Annotated in this window: 14 protein-coding genes; 5 read left to right on the plus strand and 9 right to left on the minus strand. The window is 54.2% G+C overall.

Annotation, left to right across the window (positions count from 1 at the left end):
- Position 1 precedes the first annotated feature (1 nt).
- The 3 genes from KPHS_35680 to KPHS_35700 form a co-directional block, all read right to left on the minus strand.
- Positions 2–2,158: a putative transmembrane protein Wzc gene (locus KPHS_35680; RefSeq protein ID YP_005227868.1), complete on the minus strand. Its 2,157-nt coding sequence runs from the start codon at positions 2,156–2,158 to the stop codon at positions 2–4.
- A gap of 450 nt (positions 2,159–2,608) precedes the next feature.
- Positions 2,609–3,748, minus strand: a complete 1,140-nt coding sequence (locus tag KPHS_35690; RefSeq protein ID YP_005227869.1) for a polysaccharide export protein — start codon at positions 3,746–3,748, stop codon at positions 2,609–2,611.
- 145 nt (positions 3,749–3,893) lie between these two features.
- The gene (locus tag KPHS_35700) at positions 3,894–5,327 is read right to left on the minus strand and encodes a capsule assembly Wzi family protein (protein ID YP_005227870.1); all 1,434 of its coding nucleotides are present in this window, start codon (positions 5,325–5,327) and stop codon (positions 3,894–3,896) included.
- A 290-nt stretch (positions 5,328–5,617) separates the two neighbouring features.
- Here KPHS_35700 and KPHS_35710 point away from each other — a divergent pair, with 290 nt between their 5' ends.
- Positions 5,618–5,740 carry a hypothetical protein gene (locus KPHS_35710; RefSeq protein YP_005227871.1) on the plus strand — a complete coding sequence of 41 codons (123 nt, stop codon included), beginning with the start codon at positions 5,618–5,620 and terminating at the stop codon, positions 5,738–5,740.
- A 387-nt stretch (positions 5,741–6,127) separates the two neighbouring features.
- Complete coding sequence (locus KPHS_35720) at positions 6,128–7,108, plus strand: putative transposase (RefSeq protein ID YP_005227872.1); 981 nt, start codon at positions 6,128–6,130, stop codon at positions 7,106–7,108.
- 378 nt (positions 7,109–7,486) lie between these two features.
- Here the strand turns inward: KPHS_35720 and KPHS_35730 are convergent, their stop codons facing one another.
- Positions 7,487–8,116, minus strand: coding sequence for an acid phosphatase-like protein (locus KPHS_35730; RefSeq protein YP_005227873.1), 630 nt, complete (start codon positions 8,114–8,116; stop codon positions 7,487–7,489).
- A 315-nt stretch (positions 8,117–8,431) separates the two neighbouring features.
- Positions 8,432–9,406 carry a UDP-glucose pyrophosphorylase gene (locus KPHS_35740; RefSeq protein ID YP_005227874.1) on the minus strand — a complete coding sequence of 325 codons (975 nt, stop codon included), beginning with the start codon at positions 9,404–9,406 and terminating at the stop codon, positions 8,432–8,434.
- Positions 9,407–10,165: 759 nt separating this feature from the next.
- On the opposite strand from KPHS_35740, the gene KPHS_35750 reads away from it, so the two are divergent.
- Entirely contained in the window at positions 10,166–11,749 is a 1,584-nt protein-coding gene (locus KPHS_35750; RefSeq protein ID YP_005227875.1) for a putative transmembrane protein, read from the plus strand.
- Positions 11,750–12,085: 336 nt separating this feature from the next.
- Here the strand turns inward: KPHS_35750 and KPHS_35760 are convergent, their stop codons facing one another.
- The 4 genes from KPHS_35760 to KPHS_35790 all read right to left on the minus strand — a co-directional run bounded on the left by KPHS_35760 (position 12,086) and on the right by KPHS_35790 (position 16,240).
- On the minus strand, positions 12,086–13,909 hold the full coding sequence (locus tag KPHS_35760; protein YP_005227876.1) for a putative assembly protein: 1,824 nt from the start codon (positions 13,907–13,909) through the stop codon (positions 12,086–12,088).
- Positions 13,910–13,963: 54 nt separating this feature from the next.
- Complete coding sequence (locus tag KPHS_35770) at positions 13,964–14,545, minus strand: deoxycytidine triphosphate deaminase (RefSeq protein YP_005227877.1); 582 nt, start codon at positions 14,543–14,545, stop codon at positions 13,964–13,966.
- A gap of 90 nt (positions 14,546–14,635) precedes the next feature.
- Positions 14,636–15,277: a uridine kinase gene (locus tag KPHS_35780; protein ID YP_005227878.1), complete on the minus strand. Its 642-nt coding sequence runs from the start codon at positions 15,275–15,277 to the stop codon at positions 14,636–14,638.
- Between the two features lie 114 nt (positions 15,278–15,391).
- Positions 15,392–16,240 (minus strand): 3-methyladenine DNA glycosylase, encoded by an 849-nt coding sequence (locus KPHS_35790; RefSeq protein ID YP_005227879.1) that lies wholly within the window; start codon positions 16,238–16,240, stop codon positions 15,392–15,394.
- A 38-nt stretch (positions 16,241–16,278) separates the two neighbouring features.
- Here KPHS_35790 and KPHS_35800 point away from each other — a divergent pair, with 38 nt between their 5' ends.
- Positions 16,279–17,730 carry a putative chaperone gene (locus KPHS_35800; protein ID YP_005227880.1) on the plus strand — a complete coding sequence of 484 codons (1,452 nt, stop codon included), beginning with the start codon at positions 16,279–16,281 and terminating at the stop codon, positions 17,728–17,730.
- Between the two features lie 289 nt (positions 17,731–18,019).
- Positions 18,020–19,876: a putative signal transduction histidine kinase gene (locus KPHS_35810; protein YP_005227881.1), complete on the plus strand. Its 1,857-nt coding sequence runs from the start codon at positions 18,020–18,022 to the stop codon at positions 19,874–19,876.
- The last annotated feature ends 1 nt before the right edge of the window (position 19,877 follow it).

The following is a 19,877-nucleotide window of genomic DNA, read 5'->3' on the forward strand; positions in this document are numbered from 1 at the left end:
ATTATTTTTTATCCTCGTAGGAGTAGCCATAATGGCTATATCCGTAGCCATAATAGCTGCTGGCTTTCTTTACAATACCATTCAGAATACATCCTTTGATTGTGATACCGCTTTGTTCAAAGCGTTTCACACTTACCATTAACTCTTTAGGCGTATTGATTTCAAACCTAGCGACAAGAAGAGTCGTACCTGCATATCTGCCAATAATAGCCGCATCGGTCACGGCCAAAATAGGTGGCGTGTCAATAATTACCAAATCATATTCATTGCTTACTTTTTTCAAAAGGGTTTCAAATCGTGGATGCATTAACAATTCTGCAGGATTAGGCGGAACCGCACCACGTCCAATATAATCAAAGCCCCCTTCTTTAACATGCTTTAAAGAATTATCGAGAGTGGTTTGTCCAGAAAGAATGTCTGACAGACCATGCTCATTGTTACCGCCAAACATTTTATGCACAAACCCTTTTCTTAGATCTGCGTCGATAAAAAGTACCTTCTTTCCTGTTAATGCGATTGTTGCAGCCAAATTTGTACTGATGAATGTCTTACCAGCATTTGGACTAGCGCCAGAAATCATAAGTATATTATTTTTGGCTTCCATCATTGCAAAATGAAGGCTAGTCCGTAACCCCCTAATCGCTTCAACGGCTAAATCTGCAGGATTTTCTACTGCTAGTAAAATATCAGACTCTTTTCTGTTAATTTTATTTTTCGCTAAGTTTTTACTTAGCCATTCAGAAACAGGTACACTAGCGTAAACATTTATTCCCATTTCTTCTAATTGTTCTGGCGATTCAATACCGCGTCTTAATAGAATTCTTAATAAAACCATCCCAACTGAAAACAATAAGCCAAAGATAAATCCGACCACAACAATTAGTGGTTTGTTGGGTTTAATTGGTTTTGGTTCACTAACTGCATTATCAATTATTCTCACATTACCTATTGCGCTAGATTTGGCTATATTCAACTCTTGTTGTCGATTAAGTAATTGAAGATACACAGCTCTTCCAGATTCAACATCACGACTAAGCCTAAGCACCTCTTGCTGTGTCGATGGCATCGAACTTACTTTTTTATTTAACTTTGTTTTTTCATTTTGGAGTGTTTGCCTTTTTTCCATTAATGCTTTATAAGTTGGATGCTCTTTAGTGTAGAGTTGTGATATTTCGGCTTCTCTGAATGTGATCTCATTAAGCTGGTTATCCACATTAACAATTTGATCTAATACTGACTTCGCTTCCATTGTCAAATCGACTGAATCACGTTGCTTACGATAAGCATTTAACTTATCCTCAGCTTGATCTAAATCATTTCGGACTTTAGGTAATTGTTGGTTTAAAAAATCTAAACTTTTCGCATCTTGAGCAGCTTGACGCTCCACATTTTGTGCTAAATAATTTTGACTAATACTATCTAAAATTTTTGTAATTTGCTGTGGATTGTCACCAGTCATTGTCAGCGTTAGCATGCCAGTGTCTTTTCCTTGATCAGCAACTCCAAATGAATTTTGTAGCATATTCATTGCTTTTAGACGCGTCAGGTAGTTAATACTAAATTTACTACCAGGCTCAGCCTCAATCGTTGTAACTAAAATCGACATTCCATTCTTTTCGACCAATTCACCTACCTTGGCATTAAAATCAAATCCATCCGCTTCTATTGAGTAATTATCTTTATCAATTACAGTTAAGATTACCTCTGGATTTTCACCACTTTTATTATCAGGCAAGTAAAGATCTTTTACCTCAATTGCACCCAATTTATTTCCCATTATTCTAGCTAAGCCTCTCCCAATTACAGGGAAAAACTTCTGTTTTATCTGGGTTTGCAATCCTAAATCATCTACTGTTTTACCTAGAATCATTCTAGATTGTAACAGAGTGATTTCTGGTGCAGACTGCGGTTGGCTATCAGGTAATATTTGGCTTAAATTACTTAAAATTGTATTACCCTGTTTTTGTTCAACTTGTACCAATGCATTTGCCTGATAGATTGGCGTAGCTAACAGAGCATAAAATACCGCGATTACTGTAAACCCTGTAGTTATCGCAACTATTAACTTGCGATGATCAATCAATTCACCAATTAAACGGCCTAAATCGATGTCATCGGAATCTACGGGAGAAGGCTTATTATTCATTACTGATGTCATACCTTATATCCTGATGTTATCTACCTAATTTTGCGACCCAACTTTTACAGCTTTGGTCAATTAATTGATATACTAACTCAAATGCTTCATCACTTTTACGATAGGGATCAGGAATCTCTCTTTCACCTATCCAATGGCCTAGCAACATTACTTTCCCACGTGCTTCCGGTGCGATATGAGTTACTTTTTCTATATGCGCCTTCTCCATCACAAGTATTAAATCATATTTTCGGGCCATCGAAGACGTGAATTGTTTACCCTGATGATTGTTCAGTGAAAGATTATGCGTAGCTGCTATCCTTATTGCGGAATCATCCGCAGGATAATCTACTAAAGCCCCTACACCAGCAGAGTCAACAGTTTTGTTTTGTAGATACTTTTGTAATAAGCGCTCACCTATTGGTGAACGACATATATTCCCGGTACATATTACAAGTATAGAGTTAAACATTAATTAGGCCATCTCTTAATATAACGAACTGTTTCTGTCATATCATGTACACCTGTTATAGTTGGTACTAATTGAGAGATTACTCGATTCCAGCGTACCAAAGGTGCTGTAGTGACATAAACGATGTCATATGGTTGTAATTGGAATTCTGTTCCTAGAACCATTGCTGATGCGTCTTGTGCATTTAATTGATATATATCAGCAATTTTTCCCTGCTTATTGGATTTCAATTGACGTATAACAAATATCCCTGTTGCATCGCTCATTTCCTGAGATACCCCTTCAGCATTCCCTAAAGCCTCGGCTAGGGTCATACCACTTCGATCCATCTTCATTGTGGTTTGTTTACCAACTTCACCCATCACAAAAACTTTAAGATCATCATTACGAGGAACAAAAAGGATGTCTCCTGGATAGAGCATATGGTTTTGCGTTAAGTCGCCCTTTTGCATTAATGCATATAATGAGATTTTAGTATCTTTACCATTATGGGTTAGAACAACGTTACGCCAATCTGCATTTTCAGCTAAACCACCTGCTGCATTAATAGCATCCATGACAGTAAGAGGAATGTTTGTAATCGGTTGTTGTCCTGATTTAGCAACTTCCCCAGTCACATAAGCTTTTTGCGAGCGGAATGCAGCAATACTTACGTCCACCTGTGGACTTTCGATATATGTTGTCAAACGGCTGGCTATATCCTGGCGTACCTGGCTAAGCGTTTTCCCCGCCACCTGTACTTTACCGATATAAGGATAGAAAATGGTACCGTCGGAGTTAACCCAGTTGCCGGTGTCGCTGGCGCTACGGTATTGACCTGCAGGCGTTGTCAATTCCGGGTGATCCCATACCGTAACCATCAGTACATCACCTACCCCAATGCGATATTCGTAACTACGTAGTAAATTATCCAACTGTGGGTTTGGACGAGCGAGCACAGTCTCCGGACGGAGTTGCTCGATCAGGCCCGGCGTCATCGGATAAACGTTAACCAGTTTATCCAAATCGTAATCGCTGTCCGGAAGCTCCACTACGTTCTTCCGCAGACTATTTAATCCCTGACCAGGGATAATGGTACAACCCGATAAAAACCCAATAGCCAACGCTAATGCCGAAAATCTAACAAGTTTTTTCTTCATAATGTCACATCATCAGTAAATCAAAATTTGCCAATTCCTGAGCAGCTGTCATAGCCGTTGCTTCCCTGCCGGCCTATGGAGAGATAAAAACTGACTGCGTCCTGCAGCGCTACCACCCTCTCTCCCCTGTTTTCAGCATTCAGCCTTATAAACTAAACGGTATTTCTATCCCTGCGCTTGCCCCAACGTCATCGCTGTCGCTGTTGTTCGCGTTTGTGTACCACAAAGAGGTATTCAGACGAACAGACTGATACACATCGCCGCTCCAGCCTAGCTGTACACCTTTCAAAGTATCGGCATGGGGGAATGCTTTATTGATCGACTGGTTCTCAGGGTTAACTTTGGCGTAAACGAGGCGTGTACTCCAACGCTGGTTATCTTCGGTAATCAGCTCAACCTTCCCGGCAATGAGTTGACCATCCCCACCCATCGCATCCCCCAGTGGATACCCTTGTTGGTAATAACCATCTTTATAGATGTGGTGGGTATAGCTGTAATTGGTTCGGCTCATGTTGGTACGCGTGTCATGCGCTTCCACATACCAGTTAACCGCATCTTTACCCCAACCGTGGTGCCCTTCCACTCCACCAAGGAACATATTCGCGGAAGGCAGGTAGCCAGACTCATCCTCGCCGACCATTTGCCCATAGAAACTCACCGGCCACCCTAGAGTCGGCTCGAGTTTGAATTTAAAGTCAAATCCGGCCAGCTGGTTACCCGGTTCGTTATCCGTCCCGGTATTATCATGGCCAGTGAAGCCATCCCAGAAGCTGCTAAATGACTCAGGCCGCCCTTCCCCACCCCACTGCATAATGCGTGACGCGCCTAATTCTAAAGACTGGAATGGTGAAAAGGTAAAACGACCGCCGATAATTTTGGCATGGGGTACCGCGGTATATTGATTCATCTGGCTGGCGGAGATCTGGTACTGCCATGGGCCGACCCAGCGCAACCACCAGGTCTCTGGCGCTGCCTGCTCTGCGCGCTGCATCAGGAAACCGGTCATCGGCCGCATGGCATCCCCGCGGATCAGGCTACCTTCATAGCCAGGTCCCCACCACTGCGGAACCTGACCAAAAGAGAGCCACTGGTTCCAGAACTTCACCGCACCGTATGCGCCGTTGGCGTTGAAGCGCGAGCCGTTGCTAATCCGCTCCCCTCCTTCGACGTTGCCCTGCAGGTGGACATCCCACCACTCACCGCTGTTGTTGAATGCCAGGCCCAGAGAATTATCCGCCGGCTGCGTCTGGCCAAACCCCTGCGGGGTGCCAGGCTGGTCGGTTGAGGTGTAGCCGGTGACCCTGAAATCGGCTTTTAAAGCAGACAGTCGCTGGTTGATACGGGCCAGCACCACTTGCTCAGAAGAATAAGACGGCTTGGCCTTCTTTAGCGCCCGAGCAATCTCTTCCTGGCTCAGCGGCCAGGTCGACAGGCTCAGATGGATGACCCCGCGATCGGAAAGCCAGGCCAGGTCGTTACGTAAGTCGTTGTCATTTACCACTAACCCGGCCGCGTAAGCCTGGGCTCCCAGTGAGGAAAGCAAACCCAACGTCACGGCAATGCGCGCAATTTTTATCATTGTACAAGATCCATTTTCAGCCCCGCTGTCGTTTCTCAATGAGAATGAGGGGAATACCAAGATAGAAAGCGCTCGCGGCACCAGCTGACTTCGCTGTGCAACACCGGCGAGGCAAGTACATTTACCCTAAGCTGCTTGTTAGCCTTATAACATCCACTCAGCTCACAATGTAGGCGAATTTTACCCTACAGGCTATGGATGAGACAGGAAAGTTAATGTCCAGGCGATATCAGCAGCCGCTCCTGGCCAACTTCTGAGGATATCCGTAGAAAATTGTTAGATATCTATTGATGATGATCATCCTGACCGAGTCGATATTTACAGCCGTTGAAGAGAACCTCTGTGCAGCAGCAAGCGGCTTCAGCGACGCTACCGCCCCTGGCTTAACAGCTACCAGCGCACTGACTACCTGAACGACTTAATTTTTATCGACCTGTGGATGAATAATTGGTCAGGCCATTATTTTTGGCGGCGTTAAGTTTACGGGATTTCGGTCACAATTGGGAGTGTTGTTACCGAATATCTGCCAATTAATGCCGCCTGTCGTTCTACTGACAAAAAATAAGCGGGTCACCAATTAAGATTATTCACTGATTTCCAGGGTTAGAGATCTTCCCGGTACTGCTACAGCATCACACATGCAGCTAACTGACTGTAAAAAAACGTCTTTTTACATAGCTCATCATCATGCAAAAATCAGATGATGGCGTTATAGTCAACTACAATTTCTAAGGAAGGTGCGAACAAGTTCCTGATATGAGATCATCATATTCATCCGGAGCGCATCCCAGAGGGACATCATGAGCCATCAACTCACCTTCGCCGATAGTGAATTCAGCACTAAGCGCCGTCAGACCCGAAAAGAGATTTTCCTCTCCCGCATGGAGCAGATTCTGCCATGGCAGAATATGACCGCTGTCATCGAGCCGTTTTATCCCAAGGCGGGCAATGGCCGACGGCCCTATCCGCTGGAGACCATGCTGCGTATTCACTGCATGCAGCATTGGTACAACCTGAGCGACGGTGCCATGGAAGATGCCCTGTACGAAATCGCCTCCATGCGCCTGTTTGCCCGATTATCCCTGGATAGCGCCCTGCCGGATCGCACCACCATCATGAATTTCCGCCACCTGCTCGAGCAGCATCAACTGGCCCGTCAATTGTTCAAGACCATCAATCGCTGGCTGGCCGAAGCAGGCGTCATGATGACCCAAGGCACTTTGGTGGATGCCACCATCATTGAGGCACCCAGCTCTACCAAGAACAAAGAGCAGCAACGCGATCCGGAGATGCATCAGACCAAGAAAGGCAATCAGTGGCACTTTGGCATGAAGGCCCACATTGGTGTCGATGCCAAGAGTGGCCTGACCCACAGCCTGGTCACCACCGCGGCCAACGAGCATGACCTCAATCAGCTGGGTAATCTGCTGCATGGAGAGGAGCAATTTGTCTCAGCCGATGCCGGCTACCAAGGAGCGCCACAGCGCGAGGAGCTGGCCGAGGTGGATGTGGACTGGCTGATCGCCGAGCGTCCCGGCAAGGTAAAAACCTTGAAGCAGCATCCGCGCAAGAACAAAACGGCCATCAACATCGAATACATGAAAGCCAGCATCCGTGCCAGGGTGGAGCACCCGTTTCGCATCATCAAGCGGCAGTTCGGCTTCGTGAAAGCCAGATACAAGGGGCTGCTGAAAAACGATAACCAACTGGCGATGTTATTCACCCTGGCCAACCTGTTTCGGGTGGACCAAATGATACGTCAGTGGGAGAGATCTCAGTAAAAACCGGAAATAACGCCAGAAATGGTGGAAAAAATAGCCTAAATAGGCTGATTCGATGTGTTTGCGGGAAAAAAATCGGCCCAGATCCGCGAAATTTTAATCAACGAGTCAGCTTGGGAAGAAATGACCTGCTTATTCGCACTTTCCCTAATAGTTTCCTGTGTCTGGATATTCATTGAATGTGCATCAGGTAACGTCTCAGCGCATTTAAGAAACGTCTGATCAAAGCTATATCCAGGCAAATATTCAATAACAATGTAGTAGCACTTCATTATTTCATAAATATGAATTATCAATTACCGGATATATAGTAGATTATTTTCTTATTTGTTTAATTAACCGGCGAAAACTTAATTTCCCCTGTAAAACAAATGGCGATTACCAGGCCTGCTTGTGCAGATCGGTACGCGTAAAGGGTTTATCCAGCGGCCCCACCGCGGTGGCGATTTGTCCCAGCAGGGACTGAGTCGGCGCTTTGCTACCGCTATGTAAAAGGATAAGTGGAACCATCACCAGGCATGCGACACCGCCCCATGAGATATTCACGTTCTCCGGATCAGAGGTACGTTTTTGCAACACCAGGAACAAAGCGCTGCCAGCAGCGCCCAGCAGCAGGCCGGCAATCACTTCCGAGACGGAATGCGCATGGATGACCAGCCGCGAATAGCCCACCACGGCGGCCAGAACATAGCCGGTAATAACGGCCGCTTTACGCAGACCGACGGAGAAACGGGCGCTGAGCAGCCACAGGAAGATAGGCCAGAAGGCCGCGGAGAGCGCGGAATGGCCGCTGAAGCCGGTGTAATCCAGCTCACGAATGCCCAGCCCCCAGCCCATAAAGGCCAGTTTAGAGGCGCAGACGATAGCGCCGGTGATGCCGAACAGCAAACTCCACTGCCACGCCAGCAACCGCGACGTTTTACGCAGCATCAGGACAATAAACAGCGCCGCTGCGCTGGGCAGCAAAACGGTGCTATCGCCAAAAAATGAGATGAGTTGCCAGTTCATATACCTGTGATCCTTCGATGATGTCCACTGCCGTACTCAGGGATTATCCGTAATGTCTGTACCAGCTCGCATGCCAATTCATTTCACATTTTTATGCATGCAAGTGAGATGTTTAAAGCGGAAACATGATCGCAGTCAAGTTTTATTTTTGGCTGACGTTGACCGCTTTCCCTGCGCTTTAGGAATTGTCGCACTAAGTGACTATTCATAAAGCATTATTGCCGCTACTCCGACCATTGCACCACAGAGGCCCGAGACAAACTACCAGAAGTCTCCGAAGCCATACGTTTCTTTACAATCGTTATAACATTCACGTTATGAATAATTTCTGCATAACGTTATGAGCGGCGTGCCGAAAGGCTCTGCCCTGCCGCTCATCTTTACGCCAGCTGTCAGGCCAGCATTTTTTTTAATACTTTCGCGGAATTTGGTGCCTTCTTTCAGGTTACGCATGCCGTAGGTGACGAAGGCCTGCATGTAGCCCATTTTCTTCCCGCAGTCGTAGCTTTCGCCGGTCATCAGCATCGCGTCGACGGACGGCTTCTTCGCCAGTTCGGCAATGGCGTCAGTCAGCTGGATACGGCCCCATGCGCCCGGCTCGGTACGTTCCAGTTCGGCCCAGATATCCGCCGACAGCACGTAGCGCCCCACCGCCATCAGATCGGAGTCCAGAGTCTGCGGCTCGTCCGGTTTTTCAATAAACTCGACGATACGCGCCACCTGGCCTTCAGCCACCATCGGCTCTTTGGTCTGGATGACGGAGTATTCGGAAAGATCGCCCGGCATGCGTTTCGCCAGCACCTGGCTGCGGCCGGTCTCGTTAAAGCGGGCGATCATAGCGGCGAGGTTATAGCGCAGCGGGTCAGCGGTGCCGCCGTCAAGGATGATATCCGGCAGGACCACCACAAACGGGTTGTCGCCGACTACCGGGCGGGCGCAGAGGATGGAGTGGCCCAGGCCCAGCGGCTGCGCCTGACGCACGTTCATGATGGTCACGCCCGGCGGGCAAATGGCCTGCACTTCCGCCAGCAGCTGGCGCTTCACGCGCTGTTCCAGCAGGGCTTCCAGCTCGTAGGATGTGTCGAAGTGGTTTTCCACCGCGTTCTTCGAGGAGTGCGTCACCAGAACAATCTCTTTGATCCCGGCGGCGACGATTTCGTCAACGATGTACTGAATCATTGGCTTATCAACGATCGGCAGCATCTCCTTTGGAATTGCCTTTGTGGCCGGCAGCATATGCATGCCTAGTCCTGCGACCGGAATAACCGCTTTCAAATTCGCCATATTCATCTTCACCTGTTTGGTTGCAAAACACGCGGTTTTGCAAAATTGTACATGTCACAAATCCATTGGAACTGATAATACACGGATACTGCCCGGGCATCTGCCCGCCAAATTCTTAAATTCACTGTCACGTAAAAGAATACACACAACTCCCTTTTACCAACAGTCAGAAGTGAGAATAATCTTATTTTCGTTCAGGTTATTCAGCGGCTCGTTCCTTTGCGCCGCGCGATGTGGCTGAGAGGCCCGTCTATCGGGGTCTGTTGGCCGCCGGCCCCGCCGCGCCGCGCGTATGCCTGGAAAGAATAGATAGAGATAATAAATTTCGCCAGGCAATATATTTCAGCATAAACAGCCGGATATGACGACATATTAGCCTGAATCCGCGACGGTGAACTGCGATCCGCCCTATTCTGCACTCACTTCATAATATGAATTATGCCGGTTTTGTGAGCGGGCTTCGCGCTTCGCTTCTGCTCTGCGCATCCGCGCTCGCCGTGACGAACCGCGGGAGGAAGCCCTTTTGCCGCCCTCGCTGAAACGCAGCGGAAAAAGTTCTGATATCGGCAAGCTTATTCCATGGTCGCCGCCATGGTGTTATTTTTTCACTGTTCTTTTCCGGAACATAATTCTTATCGGTTCGCTTAATCCGCTGGAAATATATCCACCCACGGCAGGGCGATATCCGCGTCGTTATTGCATTTTAGACTCATCTTATCGATGATCGTGGTAACACATACCGCAGTCGTACAGGTTTTAATACATATGGAATGGATTGCCGATCCGTCAATCTGGGCAGGTCTCGTCACGCTGGTGGTTATCGAACTGGTGTTGGGTATCGATAACCTGGTCTTTATCGCTATCCTCGCCGAGAAGCTCCCTCCCGCCCAGCGCGACCGCGCGCGGATCACTGGCCTGATGCTGGCGATGGTCATGCGTCTTCTGCTGCTGGCCTCTATCTCCTGGCTGGTCACCCTGACCAAACCGCTGATTGTTTTTCACGACTTCAGCTTTAGCGCTCGCGATTTAATTATGCTGTTTGGCGGCCTGTTTCTGCTGTTTAAAGCGACCGTCGAGCTTAATGAGCGGCTGGAGGGGAAAGACAGCGATAACCCCACCCAGCGCAAAGGGGCGAAATTCTGGGCCGTCGTGGCGCAGATCGTGGTGCTCGACGCCATCTTCTCACTCGACTCGGTGATCACCGCCGTCGGCATGGTTGATCACCTGGCGGTGATGATGGCCGCCGTGGTTATCGCCATCAGCCTGATGCTGATGGCCAGCAAGGCGCTGACGCGCTTCGTTAACAGCCACCCGACCATCGTGATCCTCTGTCTGAGCTTCCTGCTGATGATCGGCTTCAGCCTGATTGCTGAAGGCTTCAGCTTTATCATTCCGAAAGGCTATTTATATGCGGCCATTGGCTTCTCGGTCATGATTGAAGCGCTTAACCAGTTGGCGCAGTTTAACCGCCGTCGCTTCCTCTCCGCCAATATGACGCTGCGTCAGCGCACTACCGAAGCGGTGATGAATTTGCTGAGCGGGCAGAAAGAAAAAGCTGAACTGGATGCTGACACGGCGTCGCTGGTCGCCGATCAGGATCAACATCCACTGTTTAATCCGCAGGAACGACTAATGATTGAGCGGGTGCTGAACCTTAATCAGCGCAGCGTCAGCAGTATTATGACGTCGCGCCATGATATTGAGCGCATCAACCTCAGCGCGCCGGAGGAAGAGATCCGCAGCCTGGTGGAGAAAAATCAGCATACCCGGCTGGTGGTCACCGGCGGGAAGGATAATGAAGATCTGCTGGGGGTGGTGCATGTTATTGACCTGCTCCAGCAGTCCCTGCGTCAGGAGCCGCTGGATCTGCAGGCGCTGGTGCGTCAACCGCTCGTCTTTCCGGAGGGGCTGCCGCTCCTCTCGGCGCTCGAGCAGTTCCGCCAGGCCCGCACCCATTTTGCCTTTGTGGTCGATGAGTTTGGTTCCGTCGAGGGGATTGTGACCCTCAGCGACGTGATGGAGACCATCGCCGGTAATCTGCCCAATGAGGTGGAGGAGATCGATGCCCGGCACGATATTCAGCATCATCAGGACGGTTCATGGACGGTCAATGGCCATATGCCGCTGGAGGACCTGGTGCAGTACGTTCCGCTGCCGCTGGATGATAAACGTGAGTATCACACCGTTGCCGGTCTGTTGATGGAGTATTTGCAGCATGTGCCGCAGGTGGGGGAGACCATTGAGATTGACGGTTATACCCTGCGCACGCTGCAGGTCGACAGCCATCGGGTGCAGAAGGTGCAGATCGTCCCGCCGGTAAAGCAGGATGAGCTGGATTATGAGGTGTAATCGTCAGGCATAAAACGGCCCGGGGTATCCCGGGCCGTAAAATTGATAGCCAGGTATCCTGTTTAATGCCTGATGGCGCTTCGCTTATCAGGCCTACGGGATGGCGAACTAATCGGGGTATGACACCCACCGTATAATCCAGACCGGGCCAGGCGTAGCTGCCACACTGCCTGATGGCGCTTCGCTTATCAGGCCTACATTAAGTGGCGACGCAAACGGATGATATTGCGCACATCCCAGGCCGGGTCAGGCGCAGCCGCCACCCGGCATCATCGTTACATCAAACGTTGACGATAAGCACGCAGCCCGGAAACTTCCGGGCCGCGGTGGTAGGAATTACAGCTTATCGAGCAGCTTTTTGGCATCGTTGCCGTCTTTGCTGCCTTTATTACGCTCAACCCAGTCGTTGAGGCGCTGCTTCGCTTCATCCTGCAGCTGTTTGCGCAGGATCTGGTCGACCTGCAGACTGTAGCTCAGCGACTGCCACTCGCCGTAGATGCGCAGCGGGATAGCGGTCTGTTTCAGGCGGTCGATAAGCTTGCCCTCCCCTTTCCAGCCGCCGAGCACGCGCACGTTGAAGCGCATATCGCAGTTCTCTTTCTGCAGATCGAGCTGTCCTTCGCCGGTCATCGCCATCACGTCGGACTGCCCCTGCAGGCGGTTCAGCGTCACCAGCCCGTTATCCAGCGTCAGCCGGCTGCTCACGGAATCCAGGCGGGTGGCATTGTCGTAATTTTCCTGCGCCCGCACGTTGGTGCTGCGCTCCACGGCCTGCTGCACCAGCTGCTGGAAGTTCAGCCCTTCGGTGCGGGTATCGGCCATCTGGAGCTGAGCCTGTCCCTGCCAGTGGCGACGGAAATCATCGGCGTCAATGCGCGTTCCGGAAAATTCGCCGCTCAGCGACAGCTTGCCGGTCAGGTTTAAGGAATAGTTAAAGGCTTTGATCAGCGAACCGATCTCCACATTCTGCAGCGCCGGCTGGAACGTCGCCAGCGGCGTGTCGCCGCGGGCATCAAGGGTGCCAGGGAGAGAGAGCTGCCCGCCGTCAAGATTGCCCTGCATTTTGCTGACCGTCAGCAGCCCCTGCTGGTTGCTGATTTCGCTCTGCACCTGGGTGAAGTTCAGACCGCGCCACTGCAGCTGGTCGGCGCTCAGGGCCATTCGGCCGTTGAAGCCGCGCAGGCTCTGGTAATCTTCGCGCTCATCGCTGTCGGCGATCACCGGGCGCAGCGGTCGCGTCTGACTCTGGCCCTGCTGACTGGCGCTACTGTCCGTCGCCGGCGACCTTTGCGCCAGCAGACTATCGAAATCGAGAGTGGTGGCGTGCAGATCCAGCGACCAGTCCGGGCGGTCTCCCAGCACCACGCTGCCGCTGCCGGTAACGGTGCTGCGGTTAGCCATCAGATTCAGGTTGTCAAAACGCAGGGTTTTGTCATCTTCCTGCCAGCTGGCCTGCAGACTCCCCTGACCATTAATGCCGTCCGGTGGGAGCTCGGCGCCGCGCAGCTGCCAGCTAAGCTGGGTAAAGTCGGCTTTTAAGGAGTGCGGATAATCGCCGCCCTGCACGGTGGCGGAGAAGTTCAGCGCCAGGTCGCGCTGGTCGCGGTTCACCCGGCCGGAGAAATCCACGGTGGCCCGGTGATTCTCATCCTGCTCCATCTGCAGACGGATATCGCGCACGGTCACCTGCTCGCCGTTCTCATGCTGGAAGAAGAGCACGCTGTCGGCCACCTGCAGCTGACGCACATCGTAGGACCATCCGCGATCCTCCGGGGCCAGCGGCAGGGTGTTGTCATGCGGCACCACCGGCGCTGAGCTGTCGCGAACCGCCTCGGTTTTCGGAGTCAGCTGGATCACCGCGCCCTTGAGCATCACCTGCTTCACCTGCAGCTGATGCGAGAGCAGCGGCAGCAGCGCCACGTCGAGGCGCATATTGTCGGCGCGGATCACCGGCTCTTCGGCGCCTCGGGCGGTCAGCGTCATCCGTCCGCTGAGAATGCTGAGCTGCGGCCAGACGTGCCAGCGCAGCGGGCCATCAAGGTCAAGCTGATAACCGCTGCGCTCTGCCACCTCATGCACCATATAGGCGCGAAAATCGTTGGGATTGACCAGCAATACCAACGAGGTAAGCCCGGCGACAATGACCGCCAGCAGGATCATCAGCGTTGTCAGTATTCGTCTCATGGCACCCTCAGCAACACCCCGTTGACGTTATCAATCCTTGTCGATTCGGCTGGCCACCGCGCCCTGCTGGTCGCGATATTTGGCGTCTTCACGGCGGTTATACGGCCGGGCCGCCGGGCCCGATAACGGTTCAAAGCTCAGCGCGCCGATGGGCATCCCCGGGCGCAGCGCCAGCGGCAGCTTACCGGAGTTGTAAAACTCAAGCACGATGCAGCCGGACCAGCCTGGATCGATACGGTGCGCGGTAACGTGCACCATCAGCCCCAGGCGCGCCAGCGAGGAGCGTCCGTCCAGCCAGCCTACCAGGTCGGCAGGCAGGGTGACAGACTCGTAGGTCACTGCCAGCGCCAGTTCGCCCGGATGCAGGAAAAAGGCTTCCCCTTCCGGCAGGACGATCTCTTCGCTCATCACCCGGTCCAGCGCGGCGCTGACCTCGGCCTTCGGGCCGCTTAAATCGATAAACGGCGCCGTGTGGCCACGGAAGGTGCGGAATTTATTACCCAGCCGTACATCAACCGTCGCGCCATTAATACGCTCAACGGGCGGACGCGGATTGATGGCGAGTCGCCCTTCATCCAACCAGGCTTCGATATCTCGGTCACACAGACGCATGGGCTTTCTCCTTATAAGGCTGCTTCCCGCACGCTTCGCGGCGGAGAGGGCAACAGGGCTACTCTTTGCACGTTACACAATTCGGCCAGGTTATTCAAAGAACTGACTGATTTTGGCCTTCAGAATATCAATAGCGATGCGGTTTTTGCCGCCGCGCGGCACGATGATGTCGGCATACTGCTTCGACGGTTCAATAAACTGCAGGAACATCGGGCGCACGGTTTTCTGATACTGGGCCATCACCGAGTCCATGGAGCGGCCGCGCTCATTAACGTCGCGCTTAATACGGCGCATCAGGCAAATATCGAGAGGGGTGTCGACGAAAATAGAGAAGTTGAGCTCGTTACGCAGGCGCGCATCGGTCAGCAGCAGGATCCCTTCAAGGATAATCACCTTCTTCGGCTCGACGTGAATGGTGTTCGGCGTGCGGGTATGCTCGACGTAGCTATAGACCGGCAGTTCAATCGGCTGGCCGCTTTTCAGCATCTGCAAATGCTGGAACAACAGACTGTGGTCCATTGAGCTCGGGTGGTCATAGTTGGTTTTGACGCGCTCTTCCATCGACAGATGGCTTTGATCTTTGTAATAGCTGTCTTCCGGAATGACGCCAATATGTTCGTCGCCAACTTGTTCACGCAATTCGCGATAGAGAGTACTGGCGATAAGACTTTTGCCAGAAGCCGATGCGCCGGCGATGCCTACAATGACGCACTGATGGGACATATCAGTCATAAATTTTTGCGACCTGATTAACCTGGATAGAGATGGAGGGTGGCGGCGGACCGCCAAACGCGGCAATTATAGGGATTTCAGCGTCCCGATACCAGTGGTATGCGCCCCGGGCGGCTATTCCGCCGCCGGCGCCCAGTCATCGGTATACCAGATATGCAACAGCGCGTAGGATCGCATCGGCTGCCAGCGGCGGGCATAGCGGGTGATGGCGGCCGGGGTCATTCCCGGAAAGCGCTGTTTAATCAGGTAATCATCCGGCAAAAAGATATCTTTCGCCTGCCAGCCGCGCAGGGCAAAGTAGTTTGCCGTCCAGCGGCCAATTCCGGGCAGGGTCTGCAGTTGACGCAGCCCGGCGTCAATATCCGCCGGCGCCGTCAGGGGCAGCTCGCCGCTGAGCGCCGCCCGGGCGAGGTGGATCAGCGCCTCCGCGCGTCGCAGCGGCATCCCCAGCGCCTTCAGCGCCTGCGGATCGGCCCGGGACAGGGCCTTTGGCGTCGGGAACAAGACATATCCAGGCGCCTCCGCCAGCGGTTCGCCCCAGCCAGCCGCCACTTTGGCGGTGAGCCGGGCGGCCATCGCCACGCTCACCAGCTGGCCCAGCACCGCGCGCACCGCCTGCTCGAAGGCATCCAGCGCCCCCGGCAGGCGCAGCCCCGGCCGCGCCTGCGCCAGATCGCCCAGCGTGCGAGCGACCTGCCGCGGGTCGCAGGCTAAATCAAACAGCTGGCCAATTCGCGCATAGCAGATCTCCGCTACCGGCTGCAGCCCGGGGGAAAGGGTCACCCGCAGGCCCTGCGCCTCTTCGTCCGGCGCCAGATGAATCAGCCCGCGGTGGCCTTCCACGCCAAAGCTGCGGCTGTAGCCCCCATCGTGAAAACGCTCGACGCCGGCGACCGCGCGCGCCTGCAGAAAACCAACCATCCACGCCCAGTCATAGGGCGGGGTCCAGGGTAACAGCACCATAAGCTCTCCTTTATATAGCGTTTCAATGATAGTCGCCCTTGACCGTCAGCGCCTTGCTTTTAAATTCCGGTTGTCGGCATGGCGACGATCCGCTAAAGTCGCCCCCCTTCTTCACCGGCATGGGGATTTTGCAGACGATGTTTATTGGTTTTGACTACGGCACCGCCAACTGTTCGGTGGCCGTGATGCGAGAAAATACCCCCCAGCTGTTAACGCTGGAAAACGGCAGCGCCCTGTTGCCCTCCATGCTCTGCGCGCCGACGCGCGAAGCGGTCAGCGAGTGGCTCTATCGCCATCATGATGTCCCCACCCACAGCGACGAAAACCAGGCGCTGCTGCGTCGGGCCATCGCAGCCAACCGCGACGAAGACATCGAGGTGCTGCGCAACAGCGTGCAGTTCGGTCTCGCCTCCCTGCAGCAGTATGTTGAAGATCCAGAAGAGGTCTACTTCGTTAAATCGCCCAAATCCTTCCTCGGCGCCAGCGGGCTGAAGCCGCAGCAGGTGGCCCTGTTTGAAGACCTGGTCTGCGCCATGATGCTGCATATCAAGCTGCAGGCCGAAAGCCAGCTGCCCGAGCAGATCGACCAGGCGGTGATTGGCCGGCCGATTAACTTCCAGGGCCTCGGCGGCGATGAGGCGAACGCCCAGGCGCAGGGGATCCTTGAGCGGGCCGCCCACCGCGCCGGTTTCCGCGATGTGGTCTTTCAGTTTGAACCGGTGGCCGCCGGGCTCGATTTCGAAGCGACCCTCAGTGAAGAAAAGCGGGTGCTGGTCGTCGATATCGGCGGCGGAACCACCGACTGCTCCCTGCTGCTGATGGGCCCGCAGTGGCGGGAGCGCGCCGACCGCCAGCAGAGCCTGCTCGGCCACAGCGGCTGCCGCATCGGCGGTAACGATCTCGACATTGCCCTGGCCTTCAAATGCCTGATGCCCCTTCTCGGCATGGGCGGCGAAACGGAGAAAGGCACCGCGCTGCCGATCCTCCCGTGGTGGAACGCGGTGGCGATCAACGACGTGCCGGCGCAGAGCGATTTCTACAGCACCGCCAACGGCCGCCTGCTGAACGATCTGCTGCGCAGCGCCCGGGATGCCGACAAGGTGGCTCTGCTGCTGAAGGTCTGGCGCCAGCGTCTCAGCTATCGTCTGGTGCGCAGCGCCGAAGAGAGCAAAATCGCCCTCTCCAGCGCCGCCAGCGTCGAAACCGCGCTGCCGTTTATTCAGGACGATCTGGCCACCGCCATCGCCCAGCAGGGTCTGGAAGCCGCGCTGGATCAGCCCCTGACCCGCATTATGGAACAGGTGCGGCTCGCGCTCGACAGCAGCCAGACCACCCCGGACGTGATCTATCTTACCGGCGGCAGCGCCCGTTCGCCGCTGATCAAAAAGGCGCTGGCCGCTCAGCTGCCGGGTATTCCGCTGGCCGGCGGCGATGATTTTGGCTCGGTGACCGCCGGGCTGGCCCGCTGGGCGCAGGTGGTTTTCCGCTAGCCCTCGCCCGGCGCTGCCGCGCAGCAGGTCTGTCCTGATCCTGGCGCTGCAGATTACGCTGGAATATTCCTGGTCTCCCACGCAAAATGGCCTGTTCGTCCGGACAGGCCTGTCCACTCTCCCCCGCTTCCGGGGGCGTATTATCCATACCGTAGCCAGACGTCTGCGGTCAGTAATCTTTGCATGCCGCAAGGGGGCGTGATTGAAAAGGGTGTCTGCGATCTTCGCGGCGGTCCGGCGTTGCCGGCCGCGGCTCCTGGCAGGCTGGCTGCTCAGCTGTGGATTACTCTTGCTGCTGGTCGCCCCGCAGGCGCAGGCGGCGACGCGCCAGGTGGGGATTGATATTCCGGTCCAGTGGTACGCCGACGACAGCGGCCAGATGACCCTCGATCGCTTTGCCGCCCTACCCACAGACCAGCTCGCCACCACCCGGCAGATCCCCTCCTTTGGTTATTCGCGAAAAACCTGGTGGCTGCGCAGCGAGCTGCCGGGCACGTGGTTTGCCGGGGAGCCGCGTTGGCTGCAGCTGGGCCCCACTTTCGTCGACCATCTGACCATTTACTACCGGCCACTGGGCAGCGATGGCCCGTGGACGCAGCGCATCTTTGGCGATCGCGACGGCGCCCGCGGAAGCGATCTGCATTATCGGGAAAGGGTGCTGATACTGCCCCCTCCGCCAACCGACGCCGGCTATGAGCTGGTCTTTCGCCTGCAGAGCACCAGTACCCTGATCCTGCTGGCCTCGCTCTCCTCTGCGCAGGTGTTTGTGCAGCGGGCCACCGCTGACACCGCTTTCTGGAGCTTCTACTTCGGCCTGGCCGCTGTCGCCAGCGGTGTGGCGCTTTGGCTGGCGCTAGCCCTGCGCCGGCGTCTGCTATGGGGCATCTGTCTTTTCTCGCTCAATTATCCGCTGGTGGCCGCTCTGCACGGCTTCCCGGAGTGGTTCTTCGGCCACGCCGCGCTGCCCTTCCAGGATTTTATGATCAGTAGCCTCTCGCTGTTCAGCTATGCCACCGCCCTCTGGCTGCACAGCGAGATTTTTGATCTGAAGAAGAATATGCCGCGACTTCATCAGCTGCTGATCGCCGCCGTGATACTCAACCTGGTGCTGCAGGTCAGTATTCCGCTCGGGTTTTACGGCTTCGCGATGCAGATTGAAGGGGTAGTATTCATCATTATCACCCCGGTGCTGCTGTTCACCTCCTGGTGGCTGTGGCGCAAAAAAGCTATCGACCGTACCACCCTGCTGCTGGGTCTGCTGCCGCCGTTCTATGTCGCCGCCGCGGTGCTGGTGCAGTTGTCGATCCATGGGATTATCCCGTTCCATATGGCGATCTATTCCCTCTGGCAGTACGCGCTGATCGTCCACATCATTACGGTGCTGATCATTGCCATTCTGCGGGTGCGTGCTGAAAACCGCCAGCTGGAGCAGAAGCAGCGCCTGGCGCGCGAACTGCAGATTGAGCGTGAAGCCAGCTTCCACCAGCGGCAGTTTATGGGCATGGTGGCGCACGAATTCCGCACCCCGCTGGCGGTGATCCAGGCGGCGCTGGAGAATCTTCGCCTCTCGGCGGCCTCGACCAGCCAGGAGGCGCGCTTCGATCGCATCGGCCGCGCCGCCACCCGCCTGGTGCAGCTCACCGATAACTGCCTTGCCGACGCCCGGCTCGCCTCCCACGATCTGCACGTCGAGCGCCAGCAGACCGCCCTGCTGACGGTAATCAACATGGCCGCCTCGGTGGTGGCTATCTCCCATGATCACTACCTGAACATCCGCCAGCACGGCGCGGTGGAAAGCCCGCAGCTGCAGGCCGATGCCGGCCTGCTGTGCATCGCCATCGCTAATCTGCTGGATAACGCCGTCAAGTATTCGCCCCCCGGTGAAATCGCCATCGATATTCATTCCGATGCCGGGCAAACGGAGCTACGCATTCGCGACCACGGCCCGGGACTCCCCGCCGGACAGGCGGAACTGATCTTTGAGCGCTACCGCCGCGGCGAGCACACATCGCCGGTGCCAGGCGGCACCGGTCTCGGACTGTATGTTGCGCGTCAGATAGTGCAGGCTCATGATGGCAAACTGTGGCTGGCCGAGCATGGCCCGGACGGCTGCACCTTTATTCTCACCCTCCCCACGGTTGCTTAAG

The sequence above is a fragment of the Klebsiella pneumoniae subsp. pneumoniae HS11286 genome (assembly GCF_000240185.1).
In the GTDB taxonomy this organism is placed as follows: domain Bacteria; phylum Pseudomonadota; class Gammaproteobacteria; order Enterobacterales; family Enterobacteriaceae; genus Klebsiella; species Klebsiella pneumoniae.